Source organism: Stenotrophomonas sp. NPDC078853, from assembly GCF_044901215.1.
GTDB classification, from domain to species: Bacteria; Pseudomonadota; Gammaproteobacteria; order Xanthomonadales; family Xanthomonadaceae; genus Stenotrophomonas; species Stenotrophomonas lacuserhaii.
This window is the reverse complement of record NZ_JBJDOQ010000004.1, coordinates 104221-122208: the sequence shown is the minus strand read 5'-3', so window position 1 is coordinate 122208 and position 17988 is coordinate 104221. Positions and strand designations below refer to the sequence as shown.

17 protein-coding genes, 1 tRNA gene and 1 pseudogene are annotated in these 17988 nt (G+C 67.5%); 10 read left to right on the top strand and 9 right to left on the bottom strand.

The window, feature by feature from the left end:
* The first annotated feature begins 22 nt into the window (after positions 1 to 22).
* Positions 23 to 1447 (top strand): sugar porter family MFS transporter, encoded by a 1425-nt coding sequence (locus tag ACI2JH_RS06095; RefSeq protein ID WP_404735690.1) that lies wholly within the window; start codon positions 23 to 25, stop codon positions 1445 to 1447.
* A 118-nt stretch (positions 1448 to 1565) separates the two neighbouring features.
* Here the strand turns inward: ACI2JH_RS06095 and ACI2JH_RS06090 are convergent.
* Positions 1566 to 1640, bottom strand: a tRNA-Glu gene (locus tag ACI2JH_RS06090).
* Positions 1641 to 1693: 53 nt separating this feature from the next.
* On the opposite strand from ACI2JH_RS06090, the gene pcnB reads away from it, so the two are divergent.
* The 4 genes from pcnB to panC are packed head-to-tail and all read left to right on the top strand — an operon-like array spanning position 1694 to position 5250.
* Positions 1694 to 3073 (top strand): polynucleotide adenylyltransferase PcnB, encoded by a 1380-nt coding sequence (gene pcnB, locus ACI2JH_RS06085; protein WP_404735785.1) that lies wholly within the window; start codon positions 1694 to 1696, stop codon positions 3071 to 3073.
* A gap of 5 nt (positions 3074 to 3078) precedes the next feature.
* Complete coding sequence (gene folK / locus ACI2JH_RS06080; protein WP_101099847.1) at positions 3079 to 3567, top strand: 2-amino-4-hydroxy-6-hydroxymethyldihydropteridine diphosphokinase; 489 nt, start codon at positions 3079 to 3081, stop codon at positions 3565 to 3567.
* A 31-nt stretch (positions 3568 to 3598) separates the two neighbouring features.
* Complete coding sequence (gene panB, locus ACI2JH_RS06075) at positions 3599 to 4414, top strand: 3-methyl-2-oxobutanoate hydroxymethyltransferase (protein WP_404735689.1); 816 nt, start codon at positions 3599 to 3601, stop codon at positions 4412 to 4414.
* Positions 4411 to 5250: a pantoate--beta-alanine ligase gene (gene panC / locus ACI2JH_RS06070; protein ID WP_042614030.1), complete on the top strand. Its 840-nt coding sequence runs from the start codon at positions 4411 to 4413 to the stop codon at positions 5248 to 5250. The genes panB and panC overlap by 4 nt, the downstream gene beginning before the upstream one ends.
* Positions 5251 to 5287: 37 nt before the next feature.
* Here the strand turns inward: panC and ACI2JH_RS06065 are convergent, their stop codons facing one another.
* Positions 5288 to 5905 (bottom strand): hypothetical protein, encoded by a 618-nt coding sequence (locus ACI2JH_RS06065; protein WP_404735688.1) that lies wholly within the window; start codon positions 5903 to 5905, stop codon positions 5288 to 5290.
* Between the two features lie 170 nt (positions 5906 to 6075).
* Between ACI2JH_RS06065 and panD the strand changes: the two genes are divergently transcribed.
* Complete coding sequence (panD, locus tag ACI2JH_RS06060; RefSeq protein ID WP_042614028.1) at positions 6076 to 6456, top strand: aspartate 1-decarboxylase; 381 nt, start codon at positions 6076 to 6078, stop codon at positions 6454 to 6456.
* Positions 6453 to 7964 (top strand): glucose-6-phosphate isomerase, encoded by a 1512-nt coding sequence (gene pgi / locus ACI2JH_RS06055; RefSeq protein ID WP_349999286.1) that lies wholly within the window; start codon positions 6453 to 6455, stop codon positions 7962 to 7964. Before panD ends, pgi begins: the two co-directional genes overlap by 4 nt.
* 104 nt (positions 7965 to 8068) lie before the next feature.
* Here the strand turns inward: pgi and ACI2JH_RS06050 are convergent, their stop codons facing one another.
* Positions 8069 to 8650: a response regulator transcription factor gene (locus tag ACI2JH_RS06050; RefSeq protein WP_101099852.1), complete on the bottom strand. Its 582-nt coding sequence runs from the start codon at positions 8648 to 8650 to the stop codon at positions 8069 to 8071.
* On the bottom strand, positions 8647 to 9876 hold the full coding sequence (locus tag ACI2JH_RS06045) for an ATP-binding protein (RefSeq protein WP_349999285.1): 1230 nt from the start codon (positions 9874 to 9876) through the stop codon (positions 8647 to 8649). Before ACI2JH_RS06045 ends, ACI2JH_RS06050 begins: the two co-directional genes overlap by 4 nt.
* Before the next feature lie 113 nt (positions 9877 to 9989).
* Here ACI2JH_RS06045 and ispG point away from each other — a divergent pair, with 113 nt between their 5' ends.
* From ispG to ACI2JH_RS06030, 3 genes are all read left to right on the top strand, one after another.
* A complete protein-coding gene (gene ispG / locus ACI2JH_RS06040) occupies positions 9990 to 11255 on the top strand; it encodes a flavodoxin-dependent (E)-4-hydroxy-3-methylbut-2-enyl-diphosphate synthase (RefSeq protein WP_191771249.1) in 1266 nt (421 codons plus the stop codon).
* Positions 11236 to 11961 (top strand): phosphatase PAP2 family protein, encoded by a 726-nt coding sequence (locus ACI2JH_RS06035; protein WP_182655516.1) that lies wholly within the window; start codon positions 11236 to 11238, stop codon positions 11959 to 11961. The genes ispG and ACI2JH_RS06035 overlap by 20 nt, the downstream gene beginning before the upstream one ends.
* 195 nt (positions 11962 to 12156) lie before the next feature.
* Positions 12157 to 12804 (top strand): response regulator, encoded by a 648-nt coding sequence (locus tag ACI2JH_RS06030; protein WP_042614023.1) that lies wholly within the window; start codon positions 12157 to 12159, stop codon positions 12802 to 12804.
* Between the two features lie 112 nt (positions 12805 to 12916).
* Here ACI2JH_RS06030 and eda read toward each other — a convergent pair whose 3' ends face one another.
* From eda to ACI2JH_RS06005, 5 genes and pseudogenes are all read right to left on the bottom strand, one after another.
* On the bottom strand, positions 12917 to 13576 hold the full coding sequence (gene eda, locus ACI2JH_RS06025; protein WP_182655518.1) for a bifunctional 4-hydroxy-2-oxoglutarate aldolase/2-dehydro-3-deoxy-phosphogluconate aldolase: 660 nt from the start codon (positions 13574 to 13576) through the stop codon (positions 12917 to 12919).
* A gap of 198 nt (positions 13577 to 13774) precedes the next feature.
* Positions 13775 to 15691: a phosphogluconate dehydratase gene (gene edd, locus ACI2JH_RS06020; protein ID WP_404735687.1), complete on the bottom strand. Its 1917-nt coding sequence runs from the start codon at positions 15689 to 15691 to the stop codon at positions 13775 to 13777.
* A 41-nt stretch (positions 15692 to 15732) separates the two neighbouring features.
* Entirely contained in the window at positions 15733 to 16455 is a 723-nt protein-coding gene (gene pgl / locus ACI2JH_RS06015) for a 6-phosphogluconolactonase (RefSeq protein WP_101099857.1), read from the bottom strand.
* Complete coding sequence (gene glk, locus ACI2JH_RS06010) at positions 16455 to 17462, bottom strand: glucokinase (RefSeq protein WP_101099858.1); 1008 nt, start codon at positions 17460 to 17462, stop codon at positions 16455 to 16457. The genes pgl and glk overlap by 1 nt, the downstream gene beginning before the upstream one ends.
* A pseudogene (locus ACI2JH_RS06005) lies at positions 17459 to 17988 on the bottom strand (glucose-6-phosphate dehydrogenase); the annotation flags it as partial. The gene glk and the pseudogene ACI2JH_RS06005, both read right to left, overlap by 4 nt.

Here is a 17988-nt window from a genome sequence, read left to right as displayed (position 1 = left end):
TCCATCGCAACCGGGTAAACCCATGTCCACAGCGATATCTGCTTCCTCCGGCACGCAGGGCGAGAACACCGCCTTCATCGTGCTGATCAGCTGCGTGGCCACCATTGGTGGCTTCCTGTTCGGCTTTGACAGTGGCGTCATCAACGGCACTGTCGACGGCCTTCGCAGTGCGTTCAATTCCAGCGAAGCCGCGCTCGGCTTCGAGGTGGCCTCGATGCTGTTGGGGTGTGCCATCGGTGCGTTCCTGGCCGGGCGGCTGGGTGACCTGCTGGGACGGCGCAGCGTGCTGATCATCTCGGCGGTGTTGTTCCTGCTGTCGGCGCTGGGGGCCGGTGCCGCGCACGCGTCATGGCTGTTTGTCACCGCGCGCGTGATCGGTGGATTCGCGGTCGGCGCGGCCAGCGTGATGGCCCCGGCGTACATCGCCGAAGTGGCCTCGGCGCGCTATCGCGGCAAGCTCGCCACGGTGCAGCAGATCGCCATCATCAGTGGCCTGTTCGCAGCCTTCCTGAGCAACTTCCTGCTGGCGCGCGCGGCCGGGGCCTCCACCGAAGTGCTGTGGCTGGGACAGCAGGCATGGCGCTGGATGTTCTGGATGCAGGCCATTCCTTCGCTGCTGTTCCTGGCGCTGCTGCTGGTGATCCCGGAAAGCCCGCGCTTCCTGGTGGCCAAGGGCCGCAGATCGGACGCCTTGTCGGTGCTGACGCGCCTGTACGGCGCGGTGGAGGCGCAGGCCAAACTCGGTGAAATCGAGTCCAGCCTGGCTCAGGACCAGCAGCGGCCTTCGTTTGCCGATCTCAAGGACAAGGCCACCGGCAAGCTGCGCGGCATCGTCTGGGTGGGCATCGGGCTGGCCGTGCTGCAGCAGCTGGTCGGCATCAACGTGGTGTTCTACTACGGCGCTGTGCTGTGGCAGGCGGTGGGCTTCTCCGAAAACGATGCGCTGCTGATCAACGTGCTGTCCGGTGCGCTCAGCATCGGTGCGTGCCTGGTGACGGTGGTGCTGATCGACCGCATCGGCCGCAAGCCGCTGCTGTGGGTGGGCTCGGTCGGCATGGCGCTCTCGCTGGCGTTGATGGTGGTGGCGTTCTCCAGCGGCAGCCTGGTCGATGGCAAGCTGCAGTTGTCCGATGGCATGGGACGGCTGGCGCTGGTGGCGGCCAACGTCTACGTGGTGTTCTTCAACATGTCCTGGGGCCCGGTGATGTGGGTGATGCTGGGCGAAATGTTCCCCAACCAGATCCGCGGTTCGGCGCTGGCCGTGGCCGGTGCGGCGCAGTGGACCTCGAACTTCGCCATCACCGTGACCTTCCCGATCCTGCTGGCCGGCATCGGCCTGGCCGGTGCGTACAGCATCTATGCGGTGGCCGCGTTCCTGTCGATCTTCTTCGTCATCCGCTATGTGCGCGAGACCAAGGGCAAGGAACTGGAACAGATGGAAGGCTGAGCCGTGCAGCGGGTCCGGCGCCACGGCGCCGGGCCTTCGGCGGCCGGCCTCGACCCGCAACGCACAGGCACAAAAAAAACCCGCTCATGGCGGGTTTCTTGCTTCCTGCTGCAGTGACTGGTGCTCCCTAGGGGACTCGAACCCCTGTTTTAGCCTTGAGAGGGCCACGTCCTAACCTCTAGACGAAGGGAGCGTTTGAAGTGTCACTGCCGGGGCAGGCGCGCTAGTATATGCATCTCGATGCCATTGGGCAATCCCGAAACTTCAACCGGAAGCGCCAACATCATTCCCTCCGTGACAACCCCGATAAGCCTGCGCGTCATCCCGCGCGACCAGCACACCATCTCGCGCAAGGACATCAGCCCCAACGCCGTGCGCGTGCTGTACCGCCTGCGCGATGCCGGCTTCGGCGCCTACCTGGTGGGTGGCGCCGTGCGCGACCTGCTGGTCAATGGCCACCCCAAGGACTTCGACGTGGCCACCGACGCCACGCCCGAACAGGTCAAGCAGCTGTTCCGCAACTGCCGCCTGATCGGTCGACGCTTCCGCCTGGCGCATGTGGTGTTCGGCCGCGAGATCATCGAAGTGGCCACCTTCCGCGCCAACATCGATGACGGCAGCGGCGACCGCGAGATGGAAAACGGCATGCTGGTACGCGACAACGTGTACGGCTCCATCGAAGACGATGCCATCCGCCGTGACTTCACCTGCAACGCGTTGTACTACGCGATCGAGGATTTCTCGGTGCGTGATTACACCGGCGGATTCGAGGACGTGCAGGCCCGCCTGATGAAGCTCATCGGCGATCCGGAACAGCGTTACCGCGAAGATCCCGTGCGCATGCTGCGTGCCGTGCGACTGGCCGGCAAGCTCGGTTTCCAGATCGAGGAAAAGACCGCCGCGCCGATCCCGCAGCTTGCCAAGCTGCTCAACGAAGCCGCCCCGGCGCGCCTGTTCGAGGAAGTGCTCAAGCTGTTCCTGGGCGGACACGGCGTGGCCAGCTTCGAAGGCCTGGAGCGTTACGGCCTGTTCGATGTGATGTTCCCGGAAAGTGGCAAGGCGCTGCGTTCCAACCGCAGTGGCGCGCTGCGCCGCATGCTGATCGAAGGCCTGGCCAACACCGACCAGCGCGTGGCCAACGACGAGCCGGTGTCGCCGTCGTTCCTGTTCGCGTTGCTGCTGTGGCCGGCGTTCTGCCGCACCCAGGCCACGCTGCTCAAGCAGGGTGTGGCCGAAGAAGAAGCGCAGCGTCGCGCCGCCGACCGGGTGACCCTGCACCAGCTGACCACCATCGCACTGCCGCGGCGCTTCTCGCTGCCGATGCAGGAAATCTGGCTGTTGCAGGCGCGCTTCGGCTCGCGCCAGCGCAAGCGCGTGTTCCGCACGTTGACCCACCCGCGGTTCCGCGCGGCGTTCGACTTCCTGATCCTGCGCCAGGTGGCTTCCAGCGAACACGCAGGCGACGTGGCGTTCTGGCGCGAAGCCCAGCAGCAGTCCGGCCGTGAGCTGGAAAGCGCGCTGGACGACCTGCACACGCATGACGCCGAAGAGGTGGGCGAGGAGCCGCGCAAGCGTCGTCGTCGCCGTCGTCGCCCGGGTGCCCCCGGCGCACCGGCTGCCGAGTAAGCGGGGTGGTCAGGGCATGGATCGGCCTGGGCGCCAACCTCGGTGACGCCGCCAGCACGGTCAGTGCGGCGATCGAGGCGCTGGACGGACTGGCCGGTACCGAACTGACCCGCGCTTCGCTGCTGTATGCCAGCCCGGCCTGGGGCAACCAGGACCAGCCGCCGTTCGTCAATGCGGTGGCCTGCGTCCAGACCGACCTGCCGCCACTGGCCTTGCTCGATGCCCTGCTGGTACTGGAAACCGGCTTCGGCCGGGTGCGCGATCCGGCCGTTCACTGGGGCCCGCGCCTGCTGGACCTGGACCTATTGCTGTATGGCGACCAGGTGATCGACCTGCCGCGCCTGCAGGTGCCGCATCCGTACCTGCACCAGCGCGCGTTCGTGCTGGTGCCGCTGGCCGAAGTAGCGCCGGACCTGGTGATTCCCGGGCATGGTCGCGTGCGGGATGCAGTGATGCAGGTAACAGCCAGCGGGATCGTGCCGATAAGGAGATAATGGAGCGGTTATCACCCCCGGTTATTTCCTGATGAGCACCCACGCAGACAGCAAGCCCTGGACCGTCCCGGCGCTGGCCGAGGCCAAGCGCAATGGCCAGAAGCTGGTCATGTTGACCGCCTACGACGCCGGTTTCGCCCGTACCTTCGACGCCAACGGGGTCGACCTGATCCTGGTCGGCGATTCGCTGGGCATGGTCGTGCAGGGGCACGATTCGACCCTGCCGGTGACCGTGGCCGACATGGTCTACCACACCGGCGCGGTGGCCCGCGTGCTGCAGCGCGCGCTGCTGATTGCCGACCTGCCGTTTGGCGCCGACGCCACCCCGGAACGTGCCTTCGATGCGTCGCTGCAGTTGCTGCAGGCGGGCGCGGAGATGGTCAAGATCGAAGGCGCCGGCTTCAAGCTGGATATCATCCGCCACCTGGTGGAGCGCGAAATCCCGGTGTGCTCGCATCTTGGACTGACCCCGCAGTCGGTGCTGCGCCTGGGCGGCTACCGCGTGCAGGGCCGTGGCGATGCTGCCCGCCAACTGGTGGAGGACGCCAAGGCCGTGGTCGCCGCCGGTGCCAGCATGGTGGTGCTTGAATGCCTGCCCACGCCGGTTGCCGCCGAGGTCACCGCCGCTGTTGCGGTGCCGACCGTCGGCATCGGGGCTGGCCCGCAGTGCGACGGACAGGTGCTGGTGATGCATGACATGCTGGGCCTGGACAGCGGCCATCGCCGGCCGAAATTCGTCAAGGATTTCCTTGCCGAAGGCGGTTCGGTAGCTGGCGCCACCCGCGCCTACGCCGAGGCCGTGCGCAACGGCACCTTCCCCGACACCGAGCACGCCTACGCCTCATGATCCAGACCATTACCGAACTTGCCCAGCTGCGCGCGACCGTCAGCGGCTGGAAGCGCGAAGGCCTGCGCGTGGCGCTGGTGCCTACCATGGGCAACCTGCATGCAGGCCACTACTCGCTGGTCGCGCTGGCACGGCAGTACGCTGATCGCGTGGTGTCCAGCGTGTTCGTCAACCCGACCCAGTTCGGGCCGAACGAAGACTTCACCCGCTATCCGCGCACGCCCGAGGCCGATACCAGTGGCCTGGAAGCGGCCGGCTGCGACGTGCTGTGGCTGCCGACAGTGGAATCGATGTATCCGTTCGGCGTGGAGCTGGCGGCCAATGTCAGCGTGCCCGGGATCAGCGGGCTGCTGGAAGGGGCGCATCGCCCCGGGCACTTCGATGGTGTCTGCACGGTCGTGTCACGCCTGTTCAACCAGGTGCAGCCCGACGTGGCCGCCTTCGGCAAGAAGGACTACCAGCAGCTTGCGGTGATCCGCCAGATGGTGGCCGACCTGGCTTTCCCGATCCAGATCGTCGGCGGGGACATCGTGCGCGAAGACGACGGCCTGGCGATGAGTTCGCGCAACCAGTACCTGGATGGCGTGCAGCGCCCGGCATCGACGACCATCCATCGTGTGTTGCAGGGCATGCGCGAAGGCTACATCACCGGGCTGTCGCGTGAGCGCATCGAAGCCGATGCGGCCGCTGCCCTGCAGGCTGCGGGATTCCAGGTGGACTATGCGGCGCTGCGTACGCCGGACCTGATCGAGCCACCGCACGAGGGTGGGCCGCGCGTTGCGCTGATCGCCGCGCGGCTGGGCAGCACCCGGCTGATCGACAACCTCGAGTTCTGAGCGCGGAGTTGCGAGGGGAGGTCGTGACCCCGTTTTTCTACAGCTGTTCCAGCGCCTGCTGGACCAGCCCCTTGCGGTACCAGGTCCTATCAGGGTAGACCGGCTGCCCGCAGGCTATCCGCGCTTCATGGATCCGCACTGCGATCTCCATCGCCCTGGTTGATTCCAGATCGAGCAGGGTCGGCTCGGGCGGCGGATCGGCCCGCCCGCTGCCGGTCGCCGGAACGGGGGCAGCACTGCACACGAAGTAGCGGAAGCCGCTGGCCACCGACCTTGCCTTGTCCGCCTGTTCGGCTTCGTCCCAGGCCGCCCGCGACAGCCTGGCTTCCAGGTTCGCGATCTTGCGCAGCATCGGGTGCGCGGCATAGATGCCGGTGGCGGGGAACTGCAGCGGCTCCTCCACCTTGGCAATGTCCTTGGCCTTGGCCTTGGCCTTTGCCTTGTCCGCGACCGGTGCAGCGGCCGGCTGCGACGCGGGCGGCCGCTGCGCAGAGCGCGGCTGTGGCGCGGCCGTCGCTCGGTGCAGGTTGCGTACGGCAACCGAGCGCAGCTGTCTCGGCCGGGGTTCTGCGGGAGCATCGCCGATCCGGGTGGGGCCGGAGAAGCGGCGGACAAGCTGGTCGAAATCCTTGGCACGGCTGAGGGTGGCGAACATGGCAGCTCCTGGATGGAATCCCCAGTTCACCGCACGGTGAACCGTCGCGCTTTCGGGAATCGTGCGTGGCAGGCGGGACCTGAACCGCTGTCTGACTGGCGTCGCACGCCGCTTTCGCCAATCCCCCAAGTGGTAGAATCCCGACTTTCCTTTACCGCGTTGCCTGTGCCATGCACCTGTCCCTGCTGAAGACCAAGATCCACCGCGCCACCGTCACCCATTCGGAGCTGAACTACGAAGGGTCGATCGCGATCGACGACAACCTGCTGGCGGCCACGGGCATCCGTGAGTTCGAGCAGGTGCATATCTGGGACGTCACCAACGGCGCCCGGTTCAGCACCTATGCCATCCGTGCCGAAGCCGGCAGCGGCGTGGTCTCGCTCAATGGCGGCGCCGCCCGTCACGTGCAGGTCGGCGACATCATCATCATCGCTGCCTTCGCCACGATGAGCGAGCAGGAAGCAGACAGCTTCCGGCCGAAGCTGGTATATGTGGATGGCAACAACCAGATCTCCCATACCAACGACAGCATCCCGACCCAGGCCGCATGACAACGAACAACGGACTCGACACGCTTCACTCCCATGCCCAGCGCCTGCGTGGCGCGCGCATCCCCGACCTGCTCGCGGCCGAACCCGGCCGGGTAAAGGATCTGGCACTGCGGGTCGGTCCGTTGTACGTCAACTTCGCGCGGCAGAAATACGACGCCGCCGCCCTGCAGGCATTGCTGTCGCTGGCCGCTGACCGCGATGTCGGCGGCGCCATCGCGCGCCTGTTCCGCGGCGAGCAGGTCAACCTCACCGAAGGCCGCGCCGCGCTGCACACCGCGCTGCGCGGTGATGTGGTCGATGCGCCGGTGGCTGCCGATGCCTACGCCACCGCGCGCGAGGTCCGCCAGCGGATGGGCGAGCTGGTGCGCGCGCTGGAAAGCAGCGGCGTCACCGATGTGGTGAGCGTGGGTATCGGCGGCTCGGACCTTGGCCCGCGACTGGTTGCCGACGCCCTGCGTCCGGTGGATGGCAGCCGCCTGCGCGTGCATTTCGTGTCCAACGTGGATGGCGCCGCCATGCAGCGCACGCTGGCCACGCTGGATCCGGCGCGCACCGCCGGCGTGCTGATCTCCAAGACGTTCGGTACCCAGGAGACGCTGCTCAACGGGCAGATCCTGCACGACTGGCTGGGCGGCAGCGAACGCCTGTATGCGGTCAGCGCCAACCCCGAGCGTGCCGCCAAGGCCTTCGACATCGCCTCCAGCCGCGTGCTGCCGATGTGGGACTGGGTCGGCGGCCGCTATTCGCTGTGGTCGGCGGTCGGTTTTCCGATCGCGCTGGCGATCGGCTTCGAGCGTTTCGAAGCCTTGCTCGAAGGCGCCTCGCAGATGGACGCGCACGCACTGGATGCGCCGCTGGAGCGCAACCTGCCAGTGCTGCACGCCCTGACCGATATCTGGAACCGCAACGTGCTGGGCCATGCCACGCACGCGGTGATGACCTATGACCAGCGCCTGGCGTTGCTGCCGGCTTACCTGCAGCAGTTGGTGATGGAAAGCCTGGGCAAGCGCGTGCAGCGTGACGGCCAGCCGGTCGCCAGCGATACCGTGCCGGTGTGGTGGGGCGGGGCGGGCACCGATGTGCAGCACAGCTTCTTCCAGGCGCTGCATCAGGGCACCAGCGTGATCCCGGCCGATTTCATCGGCTGTGTCCGCAGTGACAATCCCTACACGGTCAACCACCAGGCGCTGCTGGCCAACCTGCTGGCGCAGACCGAAGCGCTGGCCAATGGCCAGTCCAGCGACGATCCGCACCGCGATTATCCCGGTGGCCGGCCGAGCACGTTGATCCTGCTCGATGCGCTGACCCCGCAGGCGCTGGGTGCGCTGATCGCGATGTACGAGCACGCGGTGTACGTACAGTCGGTGATCTGGAACATCAACGCCTTCGACCAGTTCGGCGTGGAGCTGGGCAAGCAGCTTGCCGGGCAGCTGCTGCCGGCGCTGCAGGGCGAGGCGGTGGAGATCACCGATCCGCTGACCCTGGAAGTGCTGGGCCTGCTGAGGTAAAACCCGGGCGCGGCCTGCGGTAGTGACGGCCGCTGGCCGTCAGGGCCTTGGTGGGTGACGACCGTTGGTCGTCACGCGGTTGCCATCCCCCGGCGCTACCGTGCCTAGCGCAAAGGCTCCGGGCTCGGCCGCTTGGCCAGCTTGCGCTGCAGCGAGCGCCGATGCATGCCCAGCAGGCGCGCTGCGGCTGACACGTTGCCACCGGTCTCATGCATCGCCTGCTGGATGTGTTCCCACTGCAGCCGGCTGATCGGTGTCATCGCATCGGGCAGATCCAGCTCGCCGTCGTCGTCGGGACCGTCATCTTCTTCGCCCAGTGCGCGCAGGATCATCGGCACCGTGGCCGGCTTGGGCAGGTAATCGTCCGCGCCCAGCTTGATCGCCTCCACCGCGGTCGCGATGCTGGCATAGCCGGTCACCAGCAGGATGCGCATGTCCGCGCGCAGTGCGCGCAGCGGCTGGATCAGCGCCAGTCCGGACTCACTGCCAAGCTTCAGGTCGATCAGGGCGAACGCCGGCGGCTGCTGCCGTGCCAGCAGCAGGGCGCTGGCCGAATCCTGCGCCGTGCGCGTCTCCAGCCCTTTGCGTGCCAGGCTGCGCTGCAGGGTGCGCAGGTACAGCTCGTCATCATCGACCAGCAGGCCATCACCGTGCAGCGAGGCCGGGGTGGGGAAGGGCGTGTTCATGGCGTTTCCTCGCGGGGGACCAGGGGGATGCGGAAGCCGACGCGGCTGCCGGCGCCCTGCGCCGGACGCATCCACATTTCACCGTGCAGGCGTTCAATGGTGGCGTGGGACAGGGCCAGTCCCACACCCATGCCTTCGCTCTTGCTGGAGCTGAACAAGGTGCCGGGCAGCACCGCCTTGCGCGTGTCGAAGCCGGGACCGAAGTCGCGCACCTCGCCGACCAGATCGTCGCCCTCGATGCGCAGCGACAGCTCCACTTCCGCGCGCCCGACCTGTTCGCCGGCTTCGGCGGCGTTGTTCAGCAGGACCATCAGCAGGTGGCCCACGCCGGCATCCAGCGGCCGGGTCAGCGGGGCGTCGGGGTTGCGGGTGAGGGTGATGGTCGGGCGCACCAGTCGCCACTGTTCCAGCACCTGCAGGGCGGTGGACGGTCCGCGACCGGGGGCATCCGGCGACGCCGGCGCGGCCAGCGCCAATACCCGTTCGCGGCACTGCACCAGCAGCTCGCGCAGGGTTTCCACGTCGTCGCGCACGTCGGTGCTCTGGTTCTGCTCGGCGATGTCGTCGGCCAGCAGGGTCATCGTCGCCAGCGGCGTATTGAGTTCGTGGGCGACCGAGGCCGCATGGGTGGCCAGTGCGACGATGCCTTCGTTGCGTGCGAAGCGCTCCCGCAGCAGCGACAGTTCGTGTTCGCGCTGGCGCAGGGCGATGGCCAGCCGCGTGGAGAACGCCAGCACGACCGTCACCGAAATCAGGAAATTCGCCACCACGCCCCACTGCTGCAGGACTTCCGGCGCGAAGTAGCCGCCTGCGGGCAGCGGCAGGCCGAACGCTGCGCTGACGCAGTAGCCGATCAGGCAGGCAGCGGCCACCGCCAGCGTCCAGCGTGCCGGCAGGGCGAGCGCCGCCAGGGCGATCAGGATCAGGAACAGCGAGCCGAACGGATTGGTGATGCCGCCACTCCAGCCGACCATCCAGGTCAGCACGGTCACATCCACCAGGATGTGCCCGAATGCGGTCACCGGGGCGGTATCAGTGCCGTGGACGCGCAGCTGGGCGTAGGTGTTGAACAGCGCCAGCACGGCCACGCCGGCCCACAGCGGAACCTGGGGCAGGGGCAGGCCAAGCACCCACGTGGCGACCAGGATGGTGGCCGCCTGCCCGGCGGTGGCCAGCCAGCGCAGGCTGCACAGGGTCTGCAGGAAGGGGGCATCGGGGGATGTCATGATGGCCATCGTATGCGTTGCCCGCGTGTACCGCCTGCGACAATCGGCCGCACATGCCACCGCGGCTGAATGGGAGTCACCCGACGGTCGCGCAGCAGCGCTAGAATATTGCGATGCATGACGCCGTTTCCCGACCGACACCGCCCGCCGAGCCCACCTCCTGGCCGCGCCGACTGACCCAGCCTGTCCGCATTGGCGGCGTGGTGGTGGGCGGTGGCAAGCCGGTGGTGGTGCAGTCGATGACCAACACCGATACCGCCGACGTGGCGTCCAGCGTCAAGCAGGTCGCCGAGTTGTGGCGGGCCGGTTCGGAAATGGTGCGCCTGACCGTCAACAACCCCGAGTCCGCCGCGGCCATTCCGCGCATCGTCGACAAGCTGGCGATGATGGGCATCGAGGTGCCGCTGATCGGTGACTTCCATTACAACGGCCACCAGCTGCTGAGCGCCGAGCCGGCCTGTGCCGAGGCCCTGGCCAAGTACCGCATCAATCCGGGCAACGTCGGCTTCGGCAAGAAGAAAGACCTGCAGTTCGCGCAGCTGATCGAGTTCGCGATCCGCTACGGCAAGCCGGTACGCATCGGTGCCAACTGGGGCTCGCTGGACCAGTCGCTGGCGGCCCGGTTGATGGATGAGAACACCCAGCGCGAACAACCGTGGGATGCCGGCCGCGTGCTGCGCGAAGCATTGATCCGGTCTGCGCTGGATTCGGCCGAAACCGCGGTCGAACTCGGCCTGCCACGCGATCGCATCGTGCTCTCGGCGAAGGTCAGTGGCGTGCAGGAGCTGATCGCGGTGTACCGGGATCTTGCCCAGCGTTCGGACTTCGCCCTGCACCTGGGCCTGACCGAAGCCGGCATCGGCAGCAAGGGCATCGTCGCCTCGGCGGCGGCGCTGGCGGTGCTGATGCAGGAAGGCATCGGTGACACCATCCGGATCTCGCTCACGCCCGAACCGGGCCAGTCGCGGACCCAGGAAGTGATCGTCGCCCAGGAGCTGCTGCAGACCACCGGGCAGCGTGCGTTCACCCCGCTGGTCACCGCCTGCCCGGGCTGTGGCCGCACCACCTCCGAGTTCTTCCAGGAGCTGGCGAAAGTGGTTCAGAATCACGTGCGCGAACGCATGCCGCTGTGGAAGATCGAACATCCCGGGGCGGAGAACATGACGTTGGCCGTGATGGGCTGCATCGTCAACGGGCCGGGTGAGTCGCGTCACGCCAACATCGGCATTTCGCTGCCGGGTACCGGGGAGGCGCCCGCCGCGCCGGTGTTCGTCGATGGCGAGAAGAAGATCACCCTGCGCGGCGAGAACATCGCCCAGGATTTCGTCAAGCTGATAGACGACTACGTCGAACAGAACTATGTCCGAAGCGCCGGGTAAGTCGGGGATGACGGCCGGCTCGGAGGAAGAGGCTGCCGGCGTCCGGCACTGGCTCTCGCGCAATGCCTGGCGGTTCGTGCTGTTGTTCGCCGGCGTGCTGTTGCCGCTGGCGGTGTTCGTCGAGCTTGCCGATGAAGTACACGAGTTCGAGGCCTTCCATTTCGACGCGCCGTTGTTGTGGCGCCTGCATGGCTGGCACGGGCCGGTACTGGACCAGATGGTGGTGATCATCACCCGGCTCGGCTACGAGTGGTTCCTGATCCCGGCCGATGTGGTCATCGTGGCGGCGCTGTTGTGGTTCAAACGATGGCGTGAAGCCGCCTTTGCCGCCATCGGCTTCGTCGGCTCGGCGCTGCTGAACATGGGCAGCAAGCAGTTCTTCCAGCGTGACCGGCCGAGCCTGTGGGAATCGATCGCGCCGGAATCGACCTACAGCTTCCCCAGTGGCCACGCGATGGGGTCGATGACCTTCGCCTGCGTGGCCGTGCTGCTGGCCTGGAACACCCGCTGGCGCTGGCCGGTTGCCGTGCTGGCGCCGCTGTTCGCGGTGCTGGTCAGCGTTTCCCGGGTCTACCTGGGCGTGCATTACCCTTCCGACATCCTGGCCGGCTGGTGCGCTGCGCTGGTCTGGGTGGTTGGGTGTTACCTGGTGATGTTCCGCCAGCGCCGGCCTTGGCGCGGAGGCGCAGATGTTCCAGTGGCGTGAATGAATCATAAAGATCGGGTCGTTAGTAGGCTATATTGATCTGAAAGGACCAATCATGGCGGTCCCCGGAATGCCAGAGCCGGGGCAATGTGATTCCCGCCGCAATTCGGAACAAGGTGTCGGGAACTGCGCTTGTGGGACGTCTTCCCGGTACCTACCGTGGAAGTCGGAAGCGGTAGTGAAAGGGGAAGATGCATGACGATTCGTGTCTATCTGGTGGACGACCACGCGCTGGTCCGCACCGGTATGAAGATGATCCTGTCCGGCGAAACCGATATGGAGGTCATCGGCGAGGCAGAGTGCGGCGAAGATGCGCTGCGCGAGATCCGGCAACTGAAGCCGGACGTGGTGCTGTGCGATCTCCACCTGCCGGGCGTCAGCGGGCTGGAAGTCACCGAACGGATCGTGCGCGGCCAGGAGGCCACGCGGGTCGTCATCGTGTCGGTGCTGGAAGACGGGCCGATGCCCAAGCGCCTGCTGGAAGCCGGTGCATCGGGCTACATCAGCAAAGGCTGCAACGCGCAGGAACTGCTGCGCGCGGTTCGCGATGCGTCACTTGGGCGGCGTTACCTGGGCAGCAACATCGCGCAGAACCTGGCCCTGTCCACGGTGGAAGGCAGTGCCTCGCCGTTCGACAGCCTGTCGCCGCGCGAACTGGAAGTGGCCCTGCTGCTGACCCAGGGGTTGCGCCAGGAAGACATCGCGCGCCGGCTCAGCCTGAGCGCCAAGACCATCAACACGCACAAGGCGCGCCTGTTCGAAAAGATGGGAATCCACGACAACATCGCACTGGCCCGCATGGCCAGCCAGTACGGCCTGGTGGACCCCGCACGCCCGATGTAACCGCGATGGGGGGTGGGTGGTGCGTGGTGGGCGGTGGGTGACGACCACGGGTCGTGGTGGGTGACGACCGTTGGTCGTGGTGGGTGACGACCGTTGGTCGTCACGCTCTTGCTCAGCGACCGCGCACCCGCGCCACGATCTTCGCCGCACCGGCAGCCGCATCGCGCACCTTGTCCCACGCTCCGTCGGCGATCCAGTTGCCCGGCACCATCCACGAACCGCCGATGCAGACCACGTTCTTCTGCTCCAGGTACTCTGCGGCGCTGTCTTCGGTAATGCCACCGGTCGGGCACAGCTTCAGGTCCGGCACCGGTCCGGCCAGGCCCTTGATCATCGCCAGCCCACCCACGGCGGTCGCCGGGAACAGCTTGCAGACCCGGAAACCGCGCGCGTAGAGCGCCAGCAGTTCGGTCGGTGACGCCGCCCCGGGAACCACCGGCAGCGGCGCAGCGGCGAGCGCATCGGCCATGTGCGCCGGAGTGCCCGGAGTGACCAGGAAATCCGCGCCGGCATCGATGGACTGCTGCATCTGCTCCACCGTCAGCACCGTGCCGGCACCGACCACCACGCCCGGCAGCTCGCGCTTCAACATCGCCAGCGCGTCCATCGCCACCGGCGTACGCAGGGTCAGCTCGATGGCCGGCAGGCCGCCTTCCAGCAGCGCCGCACTGACCGCCCGCGCCTGATCCAGCGTATGCACCGTCACCACCGGCAGGATCCCCGCCGCCGTCAACAATTCCGCCGCCCGCACCTGATGCTGCTGAATGCTCATGCCCTGCTTTTCCTTTTTATTTGTCTGCGACGCGTGGATGCGCCGACATGTGTCCGAGGTGGCGGTGGGAATGCCGCCGCCGGGACCGCTCTCGCGCACGACGCGCGAGTGCAAGCCCCATGGATGGGTTCACGGCGGGTCCTGGCGGCGGCATTCCCACCGCCACCGACAGCCGACCAACCCGCCGCGCAATGCGCCTCAGGCGTCCTTCGCCTCATGTGGCGCATCCGCCGCCGCGGCATCATGCCCCAGCTCATATTCCGCATCGTAATCCCACGCACTGCCATCGGCGGCCGCCGGCCCGCACGAAATCGAGATCGCGCCCTGGTCGGCCGGTCCCACCACCAGGCGGTTGACCGCGAACAGATTGCGTCCCAGATCATTGGCTGCCGGCGCGGTGTTCGGCGCATGCGTGCGCGCCGCCCATTCGGCCTCGTCGACCAGAACTTCCAGTGTGCCGGCCTCACCATCCAGGCGGATGATGTCGCCCTCGCGCAGCTTGCCCAAGGGGCCGCCACGCGCCGCTTCCGGGGTCATGTGGATCGCTGCGGGAATCTTCCCCGACGCGCCGGACAGGCGCCCATCGGTCACCAGCGCCACGCGCCGGCCCTGGTTCTGCAGCAGGCCCAGCAACGGTGCCAGTGAATGCAGTTCCGGCATGCCGTTGGCGCGCGGCCCCTGGTAACGCACCACGGCCACGAAGTCCTGCGGCAGCAGGCCGGCGGCATGCAGCTTGTTCAGCACCTGCGGCGCATCCACGACCACCGCAGGGGCCTCGATGCTGCGGTACTGCGGCTTCACCGCCGAAAGCTTGATCAGCGAACGACCGAGGTTGCCGCGCAGCAGGCGCAGGCCGCCCTGGCTTTCGAAGGGATTGTCCACGCCGCGTGCGACGTCTTCATCAGCACTGCGGATGATGCCGTCCACCCAGGCCACCTGGCCGTCCTGCAGGCGTGGCTCGCGCGCGTAGTCGGCCATGCCACCGCGTGCCACGGTGACGATGTCGCCGTGCATCAGCCCGGCGCGGATCAGCTCGCCGAACACGAAGGCGGGGCCGCCTGCGGCCGCGAAGCGGTTCACGTCGGCCTCGCCATTGGGGTACACCCGGGTCAGCAGCGGGATCAGCTGGGACAGCTGGTCCATGTCGTCCCAGGTCACCACGATGCCGGCGGCGCGGGCCACCGCGATCCAGTGGATGGTGTGGTTGGTCGAACCGCCGGTGGCCATCAAGGCGACGATCGCGTTGATGATCGCGCGCTCGTCGATGATCCGCCCGATGGGGCGGTAGTCATCGCCCAGCGCGGTCATTTCCAGCGCACGCACGGTCGCTTCGCGGGTCAGCGCGCCGCGCAGGGTCTGCTCGGGGTTGACGAACGAGGCACCCGGCAGCTGCACGCCCATCGCTTCCAGCAGCACCTGGTTGGAGTTGGCCGTGCCGTAGAACGTGCAGGTGCCGGCGCCGTGGTAGGAGGCCGCTTCGGCTTCCAGCAGTTCCTCGCGGGTGGCTTCGCCGGCGGCATAGCGCTCGCGCACTTCGGCCTTCTGCTTGTTCGGAATACCCGGCGTCATCGGGCCGGCCGGCACGAACACCGAGGGCAGGTGGCCGAAGGCCAGCGCGCCGATCAGCAGGCCCGGCACGATCTTGTCGCACACGCCGAGGTAGATCGCCGCATCGAACATGTCATGGCTGAGCCCGATGGCGGTGGACTGGGCGATGACATCGCGCGAGAACAGCGACAGCTCCATGCCGCCGCGGCCCTGGGTCACGCCGTCGCACATCGCCGGCACGCCGCCGGCCACCTGCGCGGTCGCGCCCCATTCGCGGGCGATCTCACGGATCTGCTCGGGATAGCTCTCGAACGGTTGGTGCGCCGACAACATGTCGTTGTAGGAGGTGATGATGCCGAGGTTCGGCGTCACCCCGCCACGCAGGCGGCCCTTGTCGGTGCCACCGCAGGCGGCGAACCCGTGGGCAAGGTTGCCGCAGCTCAGGCGGCTGCGGAACGGGCCATCGCGCAGGGCGGCGTCGATGCCGGCCAGGTAAGCGGCGCGCGAAGCGGCGCTGCGGCGCACGATGCGCTCGGTGATGGCGTGCAGTTGCGGATGCAGACTCATTGGCTACCAGCGTGGAAGAGGTGGCGAGAGGGAACGTCGGATCAGTCGGCCCAGTGCACGCGCAGGCGCGGGCCGGGCTGGTCGATGGCGGCGAGGATCGGGTACTGCTGGACATCGTTGCTGTCCAGTGCGTGCTGCAGGACTTCCAGTTTCTGCTTGCCACGCAGCAGCAGCAGGCGCTGGCGGCAGGCGCGCAGGCCGTGCGGGGTCAGCGTGATGCGCAGCGGCCACTGGTTCGAGCCGGGGCAACCGGTCGCGTCCAGTGCGGCATAGGGCAGGGTGCTTTCCAGCGCGCGTTGCAAGTCGCGCGAGCCAGGGAACAGCGAGCAGGTATGCCCGTCATTGCCCATGCCCAGCGCCACCAGGCTGGGTGGCAGGCTGTACTGCGCCTGCAGGTTGGCGGTATAGACGCACTCAGGCAACGGCTTGCCGATGCGCACCAGCGGATCGAAATGAGCCCCTTCGGCGCGTTGCAGGAAGCTTTCGCGGACCAGGTGGGCGTTGCTGTCGCGATCCTGCGGCGACAGCCAGCGCTCATCGGCCAGGCTCACTTCCACGCGGTCCCAATGCACGTCCAGTTCGGCCAGTGCCTGGTACACCGGTGCCGGCGTAGTGCCGCCGGACAGCAGCATGCGCGCGCGGCCGTGTTCGGCGATGTCGCGGTCGAGGATCTTCGCCATGTCGGCGGCGACCGCTTCGATCCAGCCGTCGGCCTCGCGGTGGGCGATGAACTCGACGCGATCGGAAGAGAACGGGGTAGGCATCAGGCAGCAGCTCCAGCGACGGCGCACTCGGCATCGACGGCGTACGCCGCCGCACCCAGCAGGCCCGGATTGGGATGGATCACCGCCAGCGACGGAACCCGGCCCATGATCGAAGAGAAGCGCCCCTTGTGTTCGAAGCGCTGGCGGAAACCGGAATGCTGCAGCGATTCCAGCATGCGCGGCACCAGGCCGCCGGTCAGGAATACGCCGTCCCATGCCCCCTGGATCAGCACCAGGTCGCCGGCGATGGCGCCGAAGATCGCGCAGAACAGGTCCACCGCGCGCATCGCCTGCGGATCACCCGCGCCGGCGCGTGCGGTGACGTCGGCCGGCTTCAGGTGGCCCGGGTCGAAACCCGCCATCTCGCATACGGCGCGATGGATGTTGACCAGGCCGGGGCCGCAGATCAGGCGTTCGTTGGAGACCCGGCCAAAGGTTTCCGAGAGGATTTCCAGGATGCGGATTTCTTCCGGCGTGCCCGGCGGGAAGCTGACATGGCCGCCCTCGGTTTCCAGCGGGAAGCAGCGGTCATGGCGGATCACCAGCCCGCCGACGCCCAGCCCGGTGCCCGGGCCGATGACGCCGTAGTTGGCCGGCGCACCGCTGCGTCGCGGGCTCCAGCTGGCGCCACCGATCTGCACCACATCCTTGGGCTGCAGCAGCGAAATGGCCATCGCCTGGGCAGCGAAATCGTTGATCAGGTGCAGCTCGGTAAAACCAAGCATGGCGGCGGTGCGGCTGCGCGAAATCACCCAGGGATGATTGGTGATGCGGGCTTCATCGCCGTCCACCCGGCCGGCCACCGCGAACACACCGCGGCTGGCTTCGGCGCCCACTTCCTGCAGGTAGTGGCGGGCGGCATCACCGAGCGAAGGGAAGTCCACCACCGGGAATTCGCGGATGCTGTCTTCCAGCAGGGGCGTGTCATGCGCCGTGTCCGCCAGCGCGAAGCGCGCGTTGGTGCCGCCGATGTCGGCGACCAGGATCGGCTGCGCCAGCACCGTCATGCCTTGTCCCCGGCCGTGCTGCCATCGACATCGCCGGGCAGGAAGCCGGCCGCGGCGTCCGGGCCCCACGAACCGGCGGGGTAGGGTTGCAGCGGCAGCGCGGCGTCCTTCCAGGCATCGGCCACGCTGTCGATCCACTGCCAGGCCGCGCGCACTTCATCATCGCGTACGAACAGCGCATGGTTGCCGTTGAAGGCATCCAGGAACAGGCGTTCATAGGCGATGCGGCGGTGCAGGCCGGTCGGCACGGAAAGCTCCAGTTCCAGCGGCTGCAGTTCCAGCGCGCCCCATTCCGGGCCGGCCAGGCTGCTCATCAGGCCCAGTTCGATGTTTTCCTGTGGCTGCAGCTGGAACACCAGTCGGTTCGGCGTGGCCTGGCCACGGTGCGGGCGCTCGAACAGCCAGTGGGTGACCGGCTTGAGCGTCACCACCACGCGGCTGGTGCGCTCGGGCAGGCGTTTGCCGGTGACCAGGTGGAACGGCACGCCGCTCCAGCGCCAGTTGTCGATATGCGCGGTGACGCCGG

Bases quoted from the DNA above. Each gene is read 5' to 3' on its own strand.
- glk (WP_101099858.1), bottom strand. From the start codon at position 17,462: ATGACGGTGCTGGCGCAGCCGATCCTGGTCGCCGACATCGGCGGCACC.
- panB (WP_404735689.1), top strand. From the start codon at position 3,599: ATGAGCACCCACGCAGACAGCAAGCCCTGGACCGTCCCGGCGCTGGCC.
- panC (WP_042614030.1), top strand. From the start codon at position 4,411: ATGATCCAGACCATTACCGAACTTGCCCAGCTGCGCGCGACCGTCAGC.
- ACI2JH_RS06050 (WP_101099852.1), bottom strand. From the start codon at position 8,650: ATGAACACGCCCTTCCCCACCCCGGCCTCGCTGCACGGTGATGGCCTG.
- ACI2JH_RS06045 (WP_349999285.1), bottom strand. From the start codon at position 9,876: ATGACATCCCCCGATGCCCCCTTCCTGCAGACCCTGTGCAGCCTGCGC.
- ACI2JH_RS06035 (WP_182655516.1), top strand. From the start codon at position 11,236: ATGTCCGAAGCGCCGGGTAAGTCGGGGATGACGGCCGGCTCGGAGGAA.
- ACI2JH_RS06095 (WP_404735690.1), top strand. From the start codon at position 23: ATGTCCACAGCGATATCTGCTTCCTCCGGCACGCAGGGCGAGAACACC.
- eda (WP_182655518.1), bottom strand. From the start codon at position 13,576: ATGAGCATTCAGCAGCATCAGGTGCGGGCGGCGGAATTGTTGACGGCG.
- ACI2JH_RS06030 (WP_042614023.1), top strand. From the start codon at position 12,157: ATGACGATTCGTGTCTATCTGGTGGACGACCACGCGCTGGTCCGCACC.
- ACI2JH_RS06065 (WP_404735688.1), bottom strand. From the start codon at position 5,905: ATGTTCGCCACCCTCAGCCGTGCCAAGGATTTCGACCAGCTTGTCCGC.
- edd (WP_404735687.1), bottom strand. From the start codon at position 15,691: ATGAGTCTGCATCCGCAACTGCACGCCATCACCGAGCGCATCGTGCGC.
- pgi (WP_349999286.1), top strand. From the start codon at position 6,453: ATGACAACGAACAACGGACTCGACACGCTTCACTCCCATGCCCAGCGC.
- pgl (WP_101099857.1), bottom strand. From the start codon at position 16,455: ATGCCTACCCCGTTCTCTTCCGATCGCGTCGAGTTCATCGCCCACCGC.
- panD (WP_042614028.1), top strand. From the start codon at position 6,076: ATGCACCTGTCCCTGCTGAAGACCAAGATCCACCGCGCCACCGTCACC.
- ispG (WP_191771249.1), top strand. From the start codon at position 9,990: ATGCATGACGCCGTTTCCCGACCGACACCGCCCGCCGAGCCCACCTCC.